General features: G+C 42.0%; 13 protein-coding genes. 6 read left to right on the top strand and 7 right to left on the bottom strand.

The window, feature by feature from the left end; translation table 11 throughout:
• Positions 1 to 139: 139 nt before the first annotated feature.
• The 5 genes from QZZ41_RS04205 (at position 140) to QZZ41_RS04225 (ending at position 3,163) form a co-directional block, all read left to right on the top strand.
• Positions 140 to 499 (top strand): hypothetical protein, encoded by a 360-nt coding sequence (locus QZZ41_RS04205; RefSeq protein ID WP_295068585.1) that lies wholly within the window; start codon positions 140 to 142, stop codon positions 497 to 499.
• Positions 496 to 1,137, top strand: a complete 642-nt coding sequence (gene nth, locus QZZ41_RS04210; RefSeq protein ID WP_295068588.1) for an endonuclease III — start codon at positions 496 to 498, stop codon at positions 1,135 to 1,137. The genes QZZ41_RS04205 and nth overlap by 4 nt, the downstream gene beginning before the upstream one ends.
• Before the next feature lie 171 nt (positions 1,138 to 1,308).
• Positions 1,309 to 1,704, top strand: a complete 396-nt coding sequence (locus QZZ41_RS04215; RefSeq protein WP_295066599.1) for a secondary thiamine-phosphate synthase enzyme YjbQ — start codon at positions 1,309 to 1,311, stop codon at positions 1,702 to 1,704.
• Positions 1,705 to 1,707: 3 nt separating this feature from the next.
• Positions 1,708 to 2,421, top strand: a complete 714-nt coding sequence (locus tag QZZ41_RS04220; RefSeq protein ID WP_295066597.1) for an NAD-dependent protein deacylase — start codon at positions 1,708 to 1,710, stop codon at positions 2,419 to 2,421.
• A 10-nt stretch (positions 2,422 to 2,431) separates the two neighbouring features.
• Entirely contained in the window at positions 2,432 to 3,163 is a 732-nt protein-coding gene (locus tag QZZ41_RS04225; protein ID WP_295068591.1) for a hypothetical protein, read from the top strand.
• Positions 3,164 to 3,214: 51 nt separating this feature from the next.
• Here QZZ41_RS04225 and QZZ41_RS04230 read toward each other — a convergent pair whose 3' ends face one another.
• Positions 3,215 to 4,819 carry an ABC-F family ATP-binding cassette domain-containing protein gene (locus tag QZZ41_RS04230; protein WP_074714651.1) on the bottom strand — a complete coding sequence of 535 codons (1,605 nt, stop codon included), beginning with the start codon at positions 4,817 to 4,819 and terminating at the stop codon, positions 3,215 to 3,217.
• 429 nt (positions 4,820 to 5,248) lie between these two features.
• Between QZZ41_RS04230 and QZZ41_RS04235 the strand changes: the two genes are divergently transcribed.
• Complete coding sequence (locus QZZ41_RS04235; protein ID WP_295068595.1) at positions 5,249 to 6,121, top strand: transporter substrate-binding domain-containing protein; 873 nt, start codon at positions 5,249 to 5,251, stop codon at positions 6,119 to 6,121.
• Positions 6,122 to 6,517: 396 nt separating this feature from the next.
• Here QZZ41_RS04235 and QZZ41_RS04240 read toward each other — a convergent pair whose 3' ends face one another.
• The 6 genes from QZZ41_RS04240 to QZZ41_RS04265 form a co-directional block, all read right to left on the bottom strand.
• On the bottom strand, positions 6,518 to 7,321 hold the full coding sequence (locus tag QZZ41_RS04240; protein ID WP_295068598.1) for a hypothetical protein: 804 nt from the start codon (positions 7,319 to 7,321) through the stop codon (positions 6,518 to 6,520).
• Positions 7,322 to 7,736: 415 nt separating this feature from the next.
• The gene (locus tag QZZ41_RS04245) at positions 7,737 to 9,455 is read right to left on the bottom strand and encodes a SulP family inorganic anion transporter (protein WP_295068601.1); all 1,719 of its coding nucleotides are present in this window, start codon (positions 9,453 to 9,455) and stop codon (positions 7,737 to 7,739) included.
• 326 nt (positions 9,456 to 9,781) lie between these two features.
• On the bottom strand, positions 9,782 to 11,002 hold the full coding sequence (locus tag QZZ41_RS04250; protein WP_295068604.1) for a hypothetical protein: 1,221 nt from the start codon (positions 11,000 to 11,002) through the stop codon (positions 9,782 to 9,784).
• A 629-nt stretch (positions 11,003 to 11,631) separates the two neighbouring features.
• Positions 11,632 to 13,392 carry a hypothetical protein gene (locus tag QZZ41_RS04255; RefSeq protein WP_295068607.1) on the bottom strand — a complete coding sequence of 587 codons (1,761 nt, stop codon included), beginning with the start codon at positions 13,390 to 13,392 and terminating at the stop codon, positions 11,632 to 11,634.
• A gap of 60 nt (positions 13,393 to 13,452) precedes the next feature.
• A complete protein-coding gene (locus tag QZZ41_RS04260) occupies positions 13,453 to 14,682 on the bottom strand; it encodes a hypothetical protein (RefSeq protein ID WP_295068610.1) in 1,230 nt (409 codons plus the stop codon).
• 9 nt (positions 14,683 to 14,691) lie between these two features.
• Positions 14,692 to 15,264: a sigma-70 family RNA polymerase sigma factor gene (locus tag QZZ41_RS04265; RefSeq protein ID WP_295068613.1), complete on the bottom strand. Its 573-nt coding sequence runs from the start codon at positions 15,262 to 15,264 to the stop codon at positions 14,692 to 14,694.
• Between the last annotated feature and the right edge of the window lie 504 nt (positions 15,265 to 15,768).

Here is a 15,768-nt window from a genome sequence, read left to right on the forward strand (position 1 = left end):
CTTAATTTAACTTAAATTATCATTAGTTAATAGCATTATTTATCTCTTTCCGTTTGAAGCTTTTGTGTTGACATTTTGGCTAAAAAGGTGTATAATTTTATTAGAGTTTCGTTAACTTTGTTCATGGGAGTGTGAGAAAATGACCGAATACCTTACAAATTACATGAAATACGTTCAGCAGCGCCTTGAAAAATGCTCTTCGGCTGCCGAGCTTGATGAGATAATGGCTGAGCACAAAGACAAGATAGCTTTCATGCAGCACGAAAGGATAGTTCACTTCCTTGTGACAATGCTTTTTGCACTTGTGCTGACAGTTTTCATTGCCGTTATACTTTTCAAGCCTAATATACCTGTCATAATTCTGGTAACTATGATACTTGTTCTTCTCGCATTCTACATCAAGCACTACTACTTCCTTGAAAACACGGTGCAGAAGATGTATAAGGTCTATGACGGGATACTTGAAAAGCAGAAAAAACTAAAGGAGTCCTCTCAATGACCAAAAAGGAAATAGCCGAGCTTGCAATAAAAGAGCTTGAAAAGCTCTACCCCGACGCTTCATGCACTCTCACCTATGACAAGCCCTATGAGCTTATGTTTGCCGCACGACTTGCGGCTCAGTGCACAGACGCAAGGGTAAATGTGGTCACAAAGACCCTTTTCAAAAAATATCCCACTCTCGCAGCCTCTGCAAATGCCGATATAACCGAGCTTGAACAGGACGTTAAACCCTGCGGCTTTTACCATAACAAAGCAAAAAGCTTAAAGGAAATGGCTAATCAGCTCATAAACGATTTCGGCGGCGAAGTCCCCGACACTATGGAGGAGCTCCTCACCCTTTCGGGCATAGGCAGAAAGACTGCAAATCTTATGCTGGGTGATGTTTTCGGCAAGCCTGCAATGGTCACCGATACCCACTGCATACGCATTACAGGCAGACTTGGTCTTACAAAGAACAAAGAGCCTGCAAAGGTGGAAAAGGACCTTGTAAAGCTCATTCCTCCCGATGTATCATCGGACTTCTGCCACAGAACTGTTGAATTCGGCAGGGATATCTGCAACGCACGCAAACCTAAATGCGATATCTGTCCGCTGAATTACTTCTGCAAATTCTATATATCACAGACAAGTAAATAGTTGGGAACTGAGCTAAAAAGCTGTATGTTTTTCGCCGCATATGCTACTGAAACTGTCAGCTCGCGCAACTCAGCTACACCAATTCTAAAGGACATATATCATCTTGTTCTCCCTGTACGAGATGCCGAGTCCTGATAAAAACGACCTATATGAAAGGAGTTTTTTGATAATATGTTATTTAATTTCAAACTGAGCACTCCCGCTGAGGGGCTTGTTGATATCACTCGCGAAGTAAGTGAATCTGTCAAGGAGAGCGGTGTACTCGAAGGGATATGTATAGTTTATTGTCCACACACTACCGCAGCGATAACCATTAACGAAAATGCCGATCCCGACGTTCAGACGGATTTTATACACGGTATAGATAAGGTGTTCCCTGACTTATCTATTTTCAAACACGCGGAAGGCAACTCCGATGCTCACCTTAAATCATCAGCTGTCGGAGCAAGCGAAACTATTATCATCAGCGGCGGAAAGCTCCTTCTCGGCACATGGCAGGATATTTATTTCTGCGAATTTGACGGACCGAGGACAAGAAAGTTCTTCGTCAAGGTCATGGGAGATTGAGCTATGGACAATATTGAAAAACTTGCTGATATCGTAAACAACTCCCAGAGAATAGTATTCTTCGGCGGTGCGGGAGTATCTACCGAAAGCGGCATACCCGATTTCAGAAGCGTTGACGGTCTTTACAATCAGCAGTGGAAATATCCGCCGGAAATGATACTCAGTCATACTTTCTTTATGGAAAAGACTGAGGAATTCTACCGCTTCTACAGAGCTAAAATGCTCTGCCTCGATGCAAAGCCCAATGCAGCTCATCTGAAGCTTGCACAGCTCGAAGCTGAGGGCAAACTTACAGCCGTTGTTACACAGAACATCGACGGACTTCATCAGGCAGCAGGAAGCAAAAAGGTCTATGAGCTCCACGGAAGCGTACTCAGGAACTACTGTACAAAATGCGGTAAATTTCACGATGTTGAATTCATCGCAAACTCTGAGGGCATACCCAAATGCGAATGCGGCGGCATAGTAAAACCCGATGTAGTTCTTTACGAAGAGGCTCTCAACGATGATACAGTCAGCGGTGCTGTACAGGCTATAGCAAACGCTGATACACTTATCATTGGCGGCACTTCACTTAACGTATATCCCGCAGCAGGTCTTATACGCTATTTCAAAGGCAACAACTTAGTTATTATCAACATGGCACCTACCCAAATGGACAAAAACGCAGATCTTCTTATCTGCGAAAGAATAGGAGAAGTTTTCTCCCGAATTTAGGAGGCTAAACATGAAACGACTGGTTACAGCCGCCTTGTCTGCCATAATGCTAATAGGCTGCGTCTCGCGCTCAGCGGAAGAAGAGTCAGCAGGATCGCAGTCTCAGCCAAGCGTCACTAAAACCGTAGCTTCAAACACTTCATCTGCTCCTAAAAAACTCGCGGAAACCACGATAATATACCGCGAAAAACTATACAATATCAATTCAGATATCAAATCCGACCTTTTTATCCAGTCAGACGGCAGAGTATGGTGCGGTTTCTACATGAACGAAGAAGGCACTATTGATAGATTCAACCGATTATGGACAAGTGAAACCGATTATTCGTCAAGCTATCAGCTTCTGGACGATCTGTGGTTAAGCTCTGTTCTTACGGAAACAAAAGAAGACGATTTCATGCCATTCGATGATATCCGTGAGCTTGCTGCTCTCGATGATACCAAGGTTGACAATATCAGCTCTATCATCAGCAGCATTGATCCCTACAGCGCAAGCAGCGTCTATACGACTCCCGAAACAGCTGCTGCACCCGATGTCATCGAGACTTCATACAGCTTTATCGACTTTGTCATAGGCAGCAATATCTGCCGTGCCTATGAGTATACTCAGTCATACGAAAGTATGATACAGGACGAAAAGGCTTCACAGGCCATAGACTTTGTTCACAGACAAAGCTTCTATAGCGACTGGCGTGAAAAATGCAGTCAGAATCTTCTTCCAAGGGAAGAATCAGAAGAATGAAAAAAGTCCTAAAGCACAATCCCCCCGTGCTTTAGGACTTTTTTATTATTATCATAACATTCCGTTTGCTTTCTTGAAGTCGATGAATTCCTCATATGTGCCCTGTCTGTCAAGGCAGCCCTCGGGAAGTATCTCGATTATACGGTTTGCAGTAGTCTGCATTATCTCATGGTCGTGAGACGCGAGAAGTACAACGCCCTTGAAGTTGATAAGGCTGTTGTTTACAGCTGTGATACTTTCAAGGTCGAGGTGGTTTGTAGGACGGTCGAGAAGAAGTACGTTCGAGCCGAAAAGCATCATACGTGAGAACATACATCTCACCTTTTCGCCTCCCGAAAGTACATTTACAGGCTTATATACATCATCACCCGAGAACAGCATACGTCCGAGGAATCCGCGGAGATATGTCTCTGTTTCGTCCTTTACGGAATACTGTCTTATCCAGTCGAGTATTGAAAGCTCGCAGCCGTTGAAGTACTCTGAGTTGTCAACAGGCATATATGAAGTAGTAACGGATACTCCCCATTTGAAGCTTCCGCTGTCAGGCTGCTCCTCTTCCATGAGTATCTTGAACAGCATAGTGATAGCCTGCTCGCTTTCACCTACGAATGCTACCTTGTCTGTTCTGCCAAGTGTGAAGCTTACGTTGTCAAGGAGCTTTACACCGTCAACGGTCTTTGAGATGCCGTCCACCTGCAAAATGTCCTTGCCAAGCTCTCTGTCCATATCAAAGCCGATGAACGGATATCTTCTGCTCGATGCAGGGAGCTCCTCAACTGTCAGCTTCTCAATGAGCTTACGGCGTGATGTAGCCTGATTGGACTTTGATTTATTTGCAGAGAAACGTGCGATAAAGTCTTTCAGTTCCTTTATCTTTTCTTCGTTCTTCTTGTTCTGCTGCTTTATCATACGCTGTATGAGCTGGCTGGACTCGTACCAGAATTCGTAGTTACCTACATACATCTTTATCTTGTTATAGTCGATATCAACGATATGTGTGCAGACATTATTGAGGAAGTGTCTGTCGTGAGATACTACGATAACTGTACCGAAGTACTCGGAAAGGAATTCTTCGAGCCAGCGTACTGCGTCTATATCAAGGTGGTTGGTAGGCTCGTCAAGGAGTATGATATCGGGATTTCCGAAAAGAGCCTGTGCAAGCAGTACCTTTACCTTTTCATTACCTGAGAGCATGGACATCTGTGTATAAAGGATATCCTCGGAAAGTCCGAGTCCCTGTATGAGCTTTGAAGCGTCAGACTCTGCCTCCCAGCCGTTGAGCTCGGCAAATTCGCCTTCAAGCTCTGATGCCTTTACGCCGTCCTCTTCAGTAAAGTCCTCCTTTGCGTAAAGAGCGTCCTTCTCCTGCATTATCTCATAAAGGCGGGCATTTCCCATTATAACTGTATCAAGGACTGTATACTCATCGTATGCGAAGTGATCCTGCTTGAGAACGCTCAGACGCTCCTCCTTGGGCATAACTACTTCGCCCGAAGCAGGTTCGAGTTCACCGCAGAGCACACGGAGAAACGTGGACTTACCTGCTCCGTTTGCACCGATAACACCATAACAGTTACCGTTAGTGAATTTAAGATTTACATTTTTGAAAAGTGTTGAGCCGCCGAACTGCACGCTCACATTGCTTACTGTTATCATATTTTCTCCCTTCGCAGCGTGACGCTGCACCCTTGCCACGTTGCCGCTCGTAAACTTGCTTACGATCAACAAAACTCTTAATTGTACATCGCTTACAGCACTTATGATAGTGATTAGTTTTTATGTTACTCATACTGTTGAACTAATCACTAAGCACTAACAACTAGCCACTATCAAAATTTTGCTCCGCAAAATTTTGATTTGCCGCACAACATTGAACATTATACCATATTATGGACGGCTTGTAAAGGGCAAGCCGCCATATATCGCCGTCCATAAATGCTTTTTTCCAATAATCGCCAAATTACTGCCATATGCACAGGATTATTTATATGAAGTACCAAAACGCTGCCTGCCGCTTTACACCTTTGCATAAATATGCTATTATAGATGTATCATCTATGTAAATACCGAAAGAGAGGCTCTTTTATGAATAAAAACTTTTTCAGAAGTATTCTTGCAGGACTTTCTGCTGTTTCAATGATATCTGCTATGACAGGATGCAGCAGTACAAACAGTTCAGACTCTTCCACAAAAGAAACTGTCCCTCCGTACACAAAGTACTCAGCTGAGGAAGAAGCCAATCCCGATACTTCCTCAAAGCTTGACCAGTCGCTCCAGAATGTATACGATAACAAAAAACTCGTTATCGGATTTGATACAGGCTTGGAGCCTATGAGCTTTACTGATGAGAACGGCGAGATAATCGGTTTCGATATCGACATTGTGCAGGAAGTCTGTGACAGAATGGGCATTGAGCTTGTTAAGCAGCCCGTCAGCCATGACAAACTTGCAGAGGAACTCAATGCAGGCAGAATAGACTGTATATGGAACGGTCTGTCAGCCGATTCCGAAATGGCTGCTGATCTGAACCTTTCTTACTCTTACTCGATGACAGATATTGTTATCATAGTTCCAACCGACAGTGATATAAAAACAATGGACGACCTTAGCGGAAAGACTGTCGGTGTCCAGAAAGGCTCTGCCGCACAGGAGATACTCGAAGCTTCCGACATATTCAATGATATCACAGAGGCTGTTTACGATGACAACACCGCTATCGACGAAATGGAAGCAGGTTCATCAGACGCTGTTTGCCTTGATCTGGCTGCTGCACATTATTTTATGTCACAGCTCAGCAAGAAATTCACCAGCCTTGACGCCCCCATCGGAACTGTCAATTACGTTGTCGGTTTCAGAGCGGAAGACCTGACGCTCCATGACGAGGTGCAAAATCAGCTCGATGCCATGAAAGAGGACGAAAAGCTCATTGAGTTATCCGACAAATGGTTCAGTACCTGATTTTTTATAAACGCCGAATAAAATATGCTGTCAAAAAAGTCCACGTAACCGTGATACGCATAAAAAAGTTTATAGTTATTACTCGGGGAAAACCTTTCTGAGGAAAGTTTCTTCCCCGAACCCCTTTCCAAAGACTTTTATCTGATTTTTTCCCAGATAGGGCGCGTACGAGAAATAAAAAAGACCTGCAAGTATACAGGTCGCGCCCTATCTGGGAAAAAATAAAAACAGAAGTTTTAGTGAGGGAGTTTGAGGGTGACTCCCCGCAGTGCGGGGAGATGTCACGCAGTGACAAAGGGGCACGCCTCCGTCAGAGGGACCCTTTTTCAAAAGGGTCTCCCTCAATAATAGTTATAAAAGCTTCTTTATGTGTACCGCAGATACGGGGACTTTTCTTTATCTGTACTGCTCTGTGCCGAATAATACCTTGTCAAAGAAATCCTTTGTCTTTTCCCTGCCGAGCTGCTTTTTGAACACATCTGTGGAGACTCCGCCCTTTTCCACGAGTGTATCGCAGTATTTCTGGGTGATAGCCAGTTTATTCAGTCTTTCAGCCTCAGAAAGCGGTTTGAGTTCCTTTGCAGCTTCCATGTAGCAGCTTATAGCATCGCAGAACATCTGCACAACTCTCTCATCGTCATCACGTTTTGCTTCCTTATGGAGCACTACCGTCAGATATTCGTCATACCATGCAGGATCAGTCTCTATGTCCTTAAAGTCACTGTAGCTGCTGTCGAACTTCTTTATTGAGTCAAGCACCTTTACGTATTCAGAATCGGCAGTATCGCTTACAAGGTCGTAGAACTCCGCATAGGCCTTGCGCTTGCCGAATATATACATGAAGTCCATTGAAAGCATGGGCATATTCTTTTTATAGGGTGTGATGATGTATGAGACCATCTGCATAAATCCCATATTCACCTTCATTACGGAAAGATTGCCTATATCCTCTACATCGTACTGGTCTACGTCAAATTTTAGGAGACCGTACATTTTTATCTGCTTGTACTCCCCTGCGTCAACAGGTGTGAGCTTTGCGTACTTAGATATAGTTTCCATGCCTGCATCAAGAGTCTTGTTCATTACCTTCATGTTCTTTGAGGCATTGTAGCAGGTAAAGCCGACAAGTCCGCCGATAATAATGAGTATCACCAGCAATACCTTAGGCCATTTTTTCTTCTTTGCAACTGTTTTTTTCATACCATCTCTCCTTATGTCATTATTCAACCGCTTTTTCTGCAATTGAATCAGTGCGTCCCGCAAATTCCTCAATAATAAAGAATTTGCGCTCCTGAACTTAGTTCAGGGCAATAACCGCCTTTCGGCGGTTATTGAGGACGCACTAATTATATCACGGCATCTTACTTATGTCAAGGCAAAAAAAACCCGACACCGAAGAACACTGAAACTTCGGCATCGGTTCAATGAGGATGATTTATTTAAGCCCTCGCAGGCTTCAGAGAAAGCATCAAGTGCTCTCTATAGAGAACCGATCTTGACGAACCTGTTCTCTGATAGTATAATACCATGTAATTGTGCTAAATACAACTCATTTTTTGCAGATTAAGTGTAAAAAATACAGAAAAGGGAACTCCTGTTCCCTTTTCACATTATTTTATGCTCTCTTGGCAGCTATTTCCTTTTCGATCTCTTCAGCTCTGATAAGTGCTGTGTCGATATGGTCGCAGAAGTTCTCCTTGCCTACCTGCTCGATAAATCCAGCCTTTGTCATTACCTTCATAGGCTGCTCGTTTACGTGTGAGAATACCACCTTTACGTTGTGCCTCTGACAGCGTTTTACGATACGCATAAGAGCTTCAACGCCCGTAGCGTCAATTGCAGGTACGTTTCTCATTCTGACACAGAGTACGTCTATCTCCTTATCGCTGAGTACGTACTTGTACTTATCTGTAGCAGCAAAGAACATAGGTCCATTTATCTCGAATACTCTTGTGTTCTGAGGTATCTTCTTGAGGAGGATATTATCGGGATCGGTGTCCTCATCATCCACATCTACCCAGGCATGAGCCTCTGTAACATCTGCCATACGCTTCATGAAGAGAAGTGCAGCCATTACCATGCCCACACCGATAGCAACTACAAGGTCAAATACTACTGTGAGTATCAGTGTTACGAAAAGTACAGCAATATCGCTCTTTGGAGCTGTCTTTACTGTGTTTCTGATATTTCTCCAGCCGCACATATTATAAGCTACGATGAAGAGTATAGCAGCTATAGTCGGCATAGGGATAAGTGATGCATAGGGCATGAGGACTACCAGTATAACAACGAGAACTACGGAATGTACCATACCTGAAATAGGTGTACGTCCGCCATTCTTTACGTTGGCAGCTGTACGTGCGATAGCACCTGTAGCAGGGATACCGCCGAAGAGTGCAGAACCGATATTTGCTGTACCCTGAGCGATAAGCTCCATATTTGAGCGGTGCTTTGAACCTACCATACCGTCTGCAACAACGCAGGAGAGAAGTGACTCAACTGCTGCAAGGACTGCGATAGTGAATGCATTAGGAATAAGCTCTCTTACCTTCGCAAATGTTACCTCAGGCATTGTGAACTTAGGAAGTGAATTTGATATATGATAAAGGTCGCCTATTGTATTTACCTTAACGCCGCTGAACTTTACGATAGCTGAGCATACGATAACGGCAATAAGCGAAGCAGGTATCTTTTCAAGCTTCTTTGGCCAGAGGATAAGTATTACAAGTGAAACTGCGCCTATAGCAAATGCCTGCCAGTTGATAGAATCCATAAACAGGAAAATAGCCTTTACCTTGTCAACTGTCTCGATAGGAGAAGAAATGCCGAGCTTGTCCTGCATAATGTCCTTATCAAATGTAAGTCCGAGGAAATCCTTTATCTGTCCTATGAGGATAGTAACGGCGATACCGAATGTGAAACCCGTAGTTATAGTACCGGGGATGTATTTGATAAGTGCTCCGAAACGGCAGAAGCCCATGATTATAAGTATTATACCTGCCATTATAGCTGATATTGCCAGACCGTCCATACCCTGAGTAGCGACTATGCCTGCAACTGTGGTAGCAAATGCCGCTGTAGGACCTGCTATCTGTACACGGCTTCCGCCTAAGAATGAAACGATAAAGCCTGCTATAATAGCGGTATAAAGTCCCTGCTCAGGACCTACGCCCGAAGCAAGTGCAAGTGCTATGGAAAGCGGAAGAGCTATGATAGCAACGATTATACCTGCGATTATGTCCTTGATGAACTGTTCCTTTGAATAGGTTTTCATTACCGAGAAAAGTTTCGGTTTTAACTTTTCTTCTGTTGGTTTCAATGCTTTTTCAGCCATTTTTCTAACCTCTTTCTCAAAAAATCTCTATTAAAGACACGCAACGTTTACTATTATACTACTAAAAATAGCGGTTTTCAAGAGATTTCAAACGAGGCTGAAAATTTTGTAGGTTTATATATATTCCTGTCCGCGGTTGAAAAAAACTGTAGCAAATAGCCCTTATTTTTCAGTAAAAAAACGAAAAGGACTGCCGTCAGACAGTCCTTTTTATTATTAGATATTCACAAAAACAAGCATTCCCATTTATGCACCTATACAAAGTTAGGGATCATTTTTCCGATATTCAATGGTTTTTCATTGTTTTTTCCCGCTTTTTTGCCCTATTATGAAAAGCATTGTTTCAGCGTTTCATTTTCGGGAATAGCCTGCAGGTATGTTCCGAAGAACCAAATTACTGCCACATAAAGCAGTGGCTCTGTCATGGCGCGTAATGCGATAGTATAAGTCGTGTTTCCAAATATGCCTGTAAAGCTCCTGTTGAAAAGGTCTGTCTCGAACCAGCCAGCTATATTCAGTATCAGCGATGCCGCTGTCAGCATAAGCATGGAATTTCGCAGGTGCTTTCTGTTACGCTTTGTATTGAACTCGCCTTTTGCTGTATTCAGCAGTACACGCACAAACGCCCATACTGCCCCACCTGTAAGTGCAAAAACGGGCAGGTCGCGCAGGTATCTGAACAGTATCACGTTTTTATAAGCCTGTGCCGAAACTGCGGCCTCAAAGGGCAGCCTGCACATATATCTTAACGGAGTATCCATTACCGTGAACGGCAGCCATACACTGTATTTATCTCCCGACATAACACGGATAAGCTCATAGGTGCGCACACCAAGTCTCCATGCTATGAAGCCTGCCGTAACTGCAATAATTGCGGCTGAAAGCGTTTTCAGTGTATTGGATACTTTTGCGGAGTTTTGGTTATTAAGCTGCTTTTCATACATCAACAGCACAAATGCTCCGCATATCATAATGAACGGTATACCAAGTATATCGTATATCTGGCAGTACTGCCGCCGCTCTGTGAATACGCTTGTCATTCCGTCAAAAACCGAGGTCTTATCGAAAAAATTGCTTTTTATATACGCATAAAAATTGCCGACTGCATACAAAGCTCCGCCAAAAAGGAAGTAACGCCATGCCCTGCCGCAGAAGATGCGCTTCTTGTCGCCGCTGCGCAGAGCAAGTATCATAGCAGCAACAAGAGCTAAACTCGGTATCATGCCAAGATAGCTCAGGACAGTCTCCGCCGCTGTTTGTTCATCAGGTGCGTTGAAATTCTCTAAATATGCAGAATAGTCCGCATCGGAAGCAAAAGAATTGGCACGGTCGAACTCAACGAAGAACGTACCGCAGTACTGGTGGAAAAGAAACGGCGACTCATCTGTTCCTCTGTCGGGAAGTCCCATAATCTTAGTAAACAATTCAATATAGAGTATCAAAAATATCAAAGCCGCTATCAATGCTTTCAGCGTAAAATATATAAGATGAAGCCGTTTATGTATCTTTTCGGGTATTATATCCATTGGTCTGTCAGATTTTTTCATATTACCGCCCCCCTTTAATAAAATTGTAGCATATGAGCAATGCCAAAGTCAACGGGTTAATAAAGATTTAATAAAATGATAAGGATTAATACAATAAAAAACGTCCGTGACATAAGTTCGGACGTAAAAGCTCTGTATACGACAATACCGCACTTAAAAGTGCGGCATCGTCTGATAATGGTATATGTTTGTATGGAGTTTACTATTGTATCTGCTTCTTTGAGAGGAAGAAGCGTATTGCAGCTGTAAAAATCCGCTGCCGAATAGTATAAACGTTATTATAAAGACAATTTTATTTATTGCCCGTATCGACAGTATTATTATACCACATTGCTTCCCATGTGTCAACCAAAATAAGTGGTATTGCTAAACGAAATGTCCTAATATAAAAAACATATATATTGTATATAATGCACAAAAGCACATATAAATCAAGTCCCTTTTCAGAAGCGGCACAGCTATATATACAAAAAGCCCCGACTCAGGAATGTCGGGGCTTTTTCTGCTTTCATTCCGCATTTACAGCATGAAAGCAGGATATATATACTCAATCGGAGCGTTGGAGATCACAGAAAGGCTGCTCCGAAAGTGAGTTTGTTTATTTGAAGGACTATACTTTGTTTTAATGCTTAGTCAGCCATATTTTCGCTAAGGATAGCAAGGTCGTTTTCATCACGTACACCGTCATCATTAGCGTCAAGAAGCTCAAGCTTGAACTGTGAAAGATCGCTGTTCTTAGGATCAGCAAAGTATGCCTTTACGACTGCGTAATCATCACTGTCGTATGCACCGTCATAGTTCATATCGCCTCTTGGGAGACTGATAGAAAGATAATCTTCAAAGTATGATGAACACTTTTGGTCATTGAGATCCTTTGATGCAACAACTGTTCCCTTATCGTCCTTAATGCAGATAGACTTAATGTTTAACATTGAGTTGTTATTATTTCTTAAAGAAATTCTGAATGCTCTGCCGTTTCCTCTGTCACCGCGGGAATCGCTGCAAAGATCTGTTATATCTGTTAAGACAGGACCGCTGTAGCTTAAAGCCTTCTTTGTGCTCATATCTTTTATGGAAGGAATATAGTGATTACCGCAGGAATTGTATACAGATACGCCAAAGTAGTTATCTGTATCAAATACAACTTCTGATACAAGCTTTACATCCTTTACAGAAACATCAATTGTAAAAACATCGTAGAGAGAGCTTTCTCTTACATTTATAGTATCAAAATCGTCATATGAATGAATACTGTTTGCATCAGGACAATTCTCAACTCTGCTTGTCTTATATACTGAATCATACATCAGCCAGCAAACACCATTTCCTCCCCAGGATTTGCCATATGAGTTGTAGACCTTGAAAGCGCCTTTTTCGTTTTCTTCTATCTCGCCGTTTCCATTTATATCAAACTCAAAATTATCGTCATAACCTGCTATTGTCAATGCATGATAGCCTGACTTTTCATTAACGGCATTCTGATATACTATATCATATTTTTTTCCGTCTATTTCCTTTTCACATTTGAAATTGTAACCATAATGAGCTGTAGCTGCTACTACCTTTCCTTCATTGAGCTTTTCCTTGATATAGTTTATAAACTCATCTTCATTAAGATCAGTACCTAATCTCTTAGTCTTGTAATTATCTAATCTTATTTTAAGTGCGTCAAGAAGGTCCTGCTCATTGTTCGGGATATTTGTAAATGTTCTCTCGAAACGATAATAATAATTATCATCGTTTATAATAGGAAGATAGTTTTCTTTCTCGTTTTCGTTAAGATTATTATATTCATCAGCAGTGATATATTCACCCTTGCGTCTGTAATACTTATCATTCAGCTTTTCAAAAAGATTCTTCTCAATGTCGTTAAGATTTTCATCGTAAACCCAGCCGAATATGTAATATGCGTCCTTTGGCTTTACCTCTGTATTAACAGGCACTTCTTTATCCTCAAATTCTATTCCTAAATATGAATCATAATTGAGCTGATCCATAGTTACGGCACCTCTGTACTTGAGGACATCATAAAGATCACTATATGTTGAACCGCCGTCATAGCCGCCATTTGCCTGAGAATAAGTCGATGTTGGTGAATAAACAAGATTGCTGTAATTTACTCCATACTTATCATAATAAGCTTTTCTTGCTTCATATGTAAACTGATAATATGTTGAAGCACAAGCTGCGCATGAATTTACCTTTCCCTGATCTATGACCTCAGATGGAAAGAATCCTGTTTCACTGAGGTCTACCTTTTCAGGAAGGCTGCTTGTCTCTTCTGCTGCTGAAACATTGAGTATGTTAGCTTCGCCGGCGTATGGGAGAACACCTGCTGATGAAGTTGTGAGTGTGAGTGCTGCTGCGAAAGCAGAGATCTTCTTAATCATATTTTTTCCTTTCTGTAATGCAATTAAATTTTGCCTGTCATATTTATCCTTTTTATCATTTCAGTCTGATGTGACTCTTAATAAAGACCACTTGTTGGCTTTATAATCTCTTACTACACCAAAGTGTACCGTAACGGTACTGCCGTCAGTAAGATCAATATAATTTTTTTTTGCTGTAAACGCATTTTCGCTTACATTGTAGACAACTGCCTTTTCGTACGGCAGCGGTTCAAGCTCATGCTTTTCATTTTCCATAAGCCTGTAAAGCTTTCCGTCATATGTGATGTACGAATATGCGTGATCAACTACGATATCTTCGTAAGATGATTCTGATGAGAACTCAGGCCCGAATATTTCGGTCATCGAGCTGCACATAACAGAGTAAAAATGTTCCTTCAATGTCTGCATATCTGAATACACATCAGGGTCAACCTGTCCGTATTCAATAAGCCTGTTATAAACTCCATCTCCTGACGGAGTTACCATTCTGTGAGTAACACTTATAGTACTGCCCTCAATAACAGGAAGATCTGCATCTATGATATCCTTTACGTTGTCATAATCCGCAATAATACACTCTGCTACCTCGACCAGCTTTTCGTTCTCATCTTTGATCTGAACAGCCGTTGTCTGTATAATTTCATATTCCGTAGTCACTACGGTAGTCGTTACAGGCACGTCTGCCTGAACGATGATCTGAGGCTCATTGTTTTCTACCTCAGGTGTGTCTGCATCAGTTACGATATAGTTAAGCTGTTCTGATGCTGCCGATCCATTATTATCTAATGAAACAGCGACCACAGCATTTGAGCTTTGCTTGTTATCCTTTGTTTTTACAGCTTTTACAGCAAGCTGGTCTTCTACGGCTTTCGTGGTCTTTTGTACGGGATCATTTTTCATTTCAGCCGCTATGCTTGTCTGAACTGACACGAAAGGTGTATCAGTTGGAGAAGTTTCAGCCTCATCTACTACTTCCGGTGAGGGAGTATCGGAAATGCTTGGTTTCATATTACGCATGAGGCACACGCTGCTGCCTATGCCGCCGAATACTACGGCTGCCGACGCAGCAATACTGATAATATTCATCCAACGAGGTCTGACGTATTCTTCAACTCCGCTTACCTCTTCACTGTGGTCACTGTTTTCAACTTTATCTATATTCAGTTTTCTTTCAACAAGTGAGAATATCCTATCCTTTTCTTCCTCTGAAAGTACGGGATAGTCCTCTGATATCTTCTCAACTGTTTTCTCATCAATAATTTTATCAAAAAAATCGGTTTTCTCTGACATTTTATCCTCCTATATACTGACACCGATCTCAGTCAGCATTGATCTAAGCCTTTTCCGCGCCCTTATACTTCTTTTCTGAACCGCGGCAGCAGTCATTGAAATAGCCTTTCCAATCTCAAGAGTCGTTCGGTTATAGTAATACTGCTGAATGATTATTGTTGAATCAGGCTCGCCGAGTTCATGTACTTTTTCAAGCAGCAATTCATTTCTCTCGGTCTTTTCTGCCTCGTGTTCAACATTTTCAGACGATGCTATCTCTTCAAGATCATCATCATCTATTGAAACCGTTCTGCCCATGCCTTTGCACATACGCCTGTACATATCTATCGCGCGGCGTTTTGCTATGACACCTATAAAACCTTTAAGCTCTTCATTGTGTTTTCCTAAATTGTCAAATCCTTTGAAGAAATCAAGAAAGACATCACTTACGCATTCCTCTACATCTTCGCGGCTACAGCAATTTCTAAGTTTATTGATAACAATAGCGTAGACATAATTGCAATACTCATCAAAAAGTGCTCTTCTTGCCTCCGCAGGGGACTTCTTCATCCTTGCTCTGAGTTCCTTGTCAGTCACCTGCATTCCTCCCTTCTATTTTATTGGGCGATCGCTTCTATAAATAATAATCGTAACCATTTAACTCAATCGGACAAAAATTTCAAATAATTTTTTCACCTTATTTACCTAAAAACTGTCAAAACCGCCGTGATACGTTATATCCGCAGCACAAAAAATTACAAAAAAAATTTCTCCGCCGACTTGTTTCTGACGACGGAAAAAGCATTTTTATAATGATCAAATCAGGGAAGTATTATTTCATTCTCACTTATCATAAAGCTCAGCCCTTAGCCTTTAGGCGTTAATTATTAGCCAATGTGTCGCCTTCGGCGAATAATTTTAATAATGTGAGCGTAAGCGAACACTTTCGGCTAATGCCTAATGGCTAACGGCTAATGGCTGTACTCCCTTCCTATTTAAATATACTATATAAAACTGATTTTTCAGTGCATAAGAAAAGACAGCCGTAAAACGACTGCCTTTCAGGGGATATTAAAATTGGAGAAATCTTAATTAAGATGTGCCGAC

It is taken from the genome of Ruminococcus sp., assembly GCF_016283395.1.

Excerpts from the sequence above, each read along its gene's own strand:
- QZZ41_RS04205 (WP_295068585.1), top strand. The coding sequence starts at position 140 with ATGACCGAATACCTTACAAATTACATGAAATACGTTCAGCAGCGCCTT.
- QZZ41_RS04215 (WP_295066599.1), top strand. The coding sequence starts at position 1,309 with ATGTTATTTAATTTCAAACTGAGCACTCCCGCTGAGGGGCTTGTTGAT.
- QZZ41_RS04250 (WP_295068604.1), bottom strand. The coding sequence starts at position 11,002 with ATGAAAAAATCTGACAGACCAATGGATATAATACCCGAAAAGATACAT.
- QZZ41_RS04240 (WP_295068598.1), bottom strand. The coding sequence starts at position 7,321 with ATGAAAAAAACAGTTGCAAAGAAGAAAAAATGGCCTAAGGTATTGCTG.
- QZZ41_RS04230 (WP_074714651.1), bottom strand. The coding sequence starts at position 4,819 with ATGATAACAGTAAGCAATGTGAGCGTGCAGTTCGGCGGCTCAACACTT.
- QZZ41_RS04225 (WP_295068591.1), top strand. The coding sequence starts at position 2,432 with ATGAAACGACTGGTTACAGCCGCCTTGTCTGCCATAATGCTAATAGGC.
- QZZ41_RS04265 (WP_295068613.1), bottom strand. The coding sequence starts at position 15,264 with ATGCAGGTGACTGACAAGGAACTCAGAGCAAGGATGAAGAAGTCCCCT.
- QZZ41_RS04235 (WP_295068595.1), top strand. The coding sequence starts at position 5,249 with ATGAATAAAAACTTTTTCAGAAGTATTCTTGCAGGACTTTCTGCTGTT.
- QZZ41_RS04220 (WP_295066597.1), top strand. The coding sequence starts at position 1,708 with ATGGACAATATTGAAAAACTTGCTGATATCGTAAACAACTCCCAGAGA.
- QZZ41_RS04245 (WP_295068601.1), bottom strand. The coding sequence starts at position 9,455 with ATGGCTGAAAAAGCATTGAAACCAACAGAAGAAAAGTTAAAACCGAAA.
- QZZ41_RS04260 (WP_295068610.1), bottom strand. The coding sequence starts at position 14,682 with ATGTCAGAGAAAACCGATTTTTTTGATAAAATTATTGATGAGAAAACA.
- nth (WP_295068588.1), top strand. The coding sequence starts at position 496 with ATGACCAAAAAGGAAATAGCCGAGCTTGCAATAAAAGAGCTTGAAAAG.
- QZZ41_RS04255 (WP_295068607.1), bottom strand. The coding sequence starts at position 13,392 with ATGATTAAGAAGATCTCTGCTTTCGCAGCAGCACTCACACTCACAACT.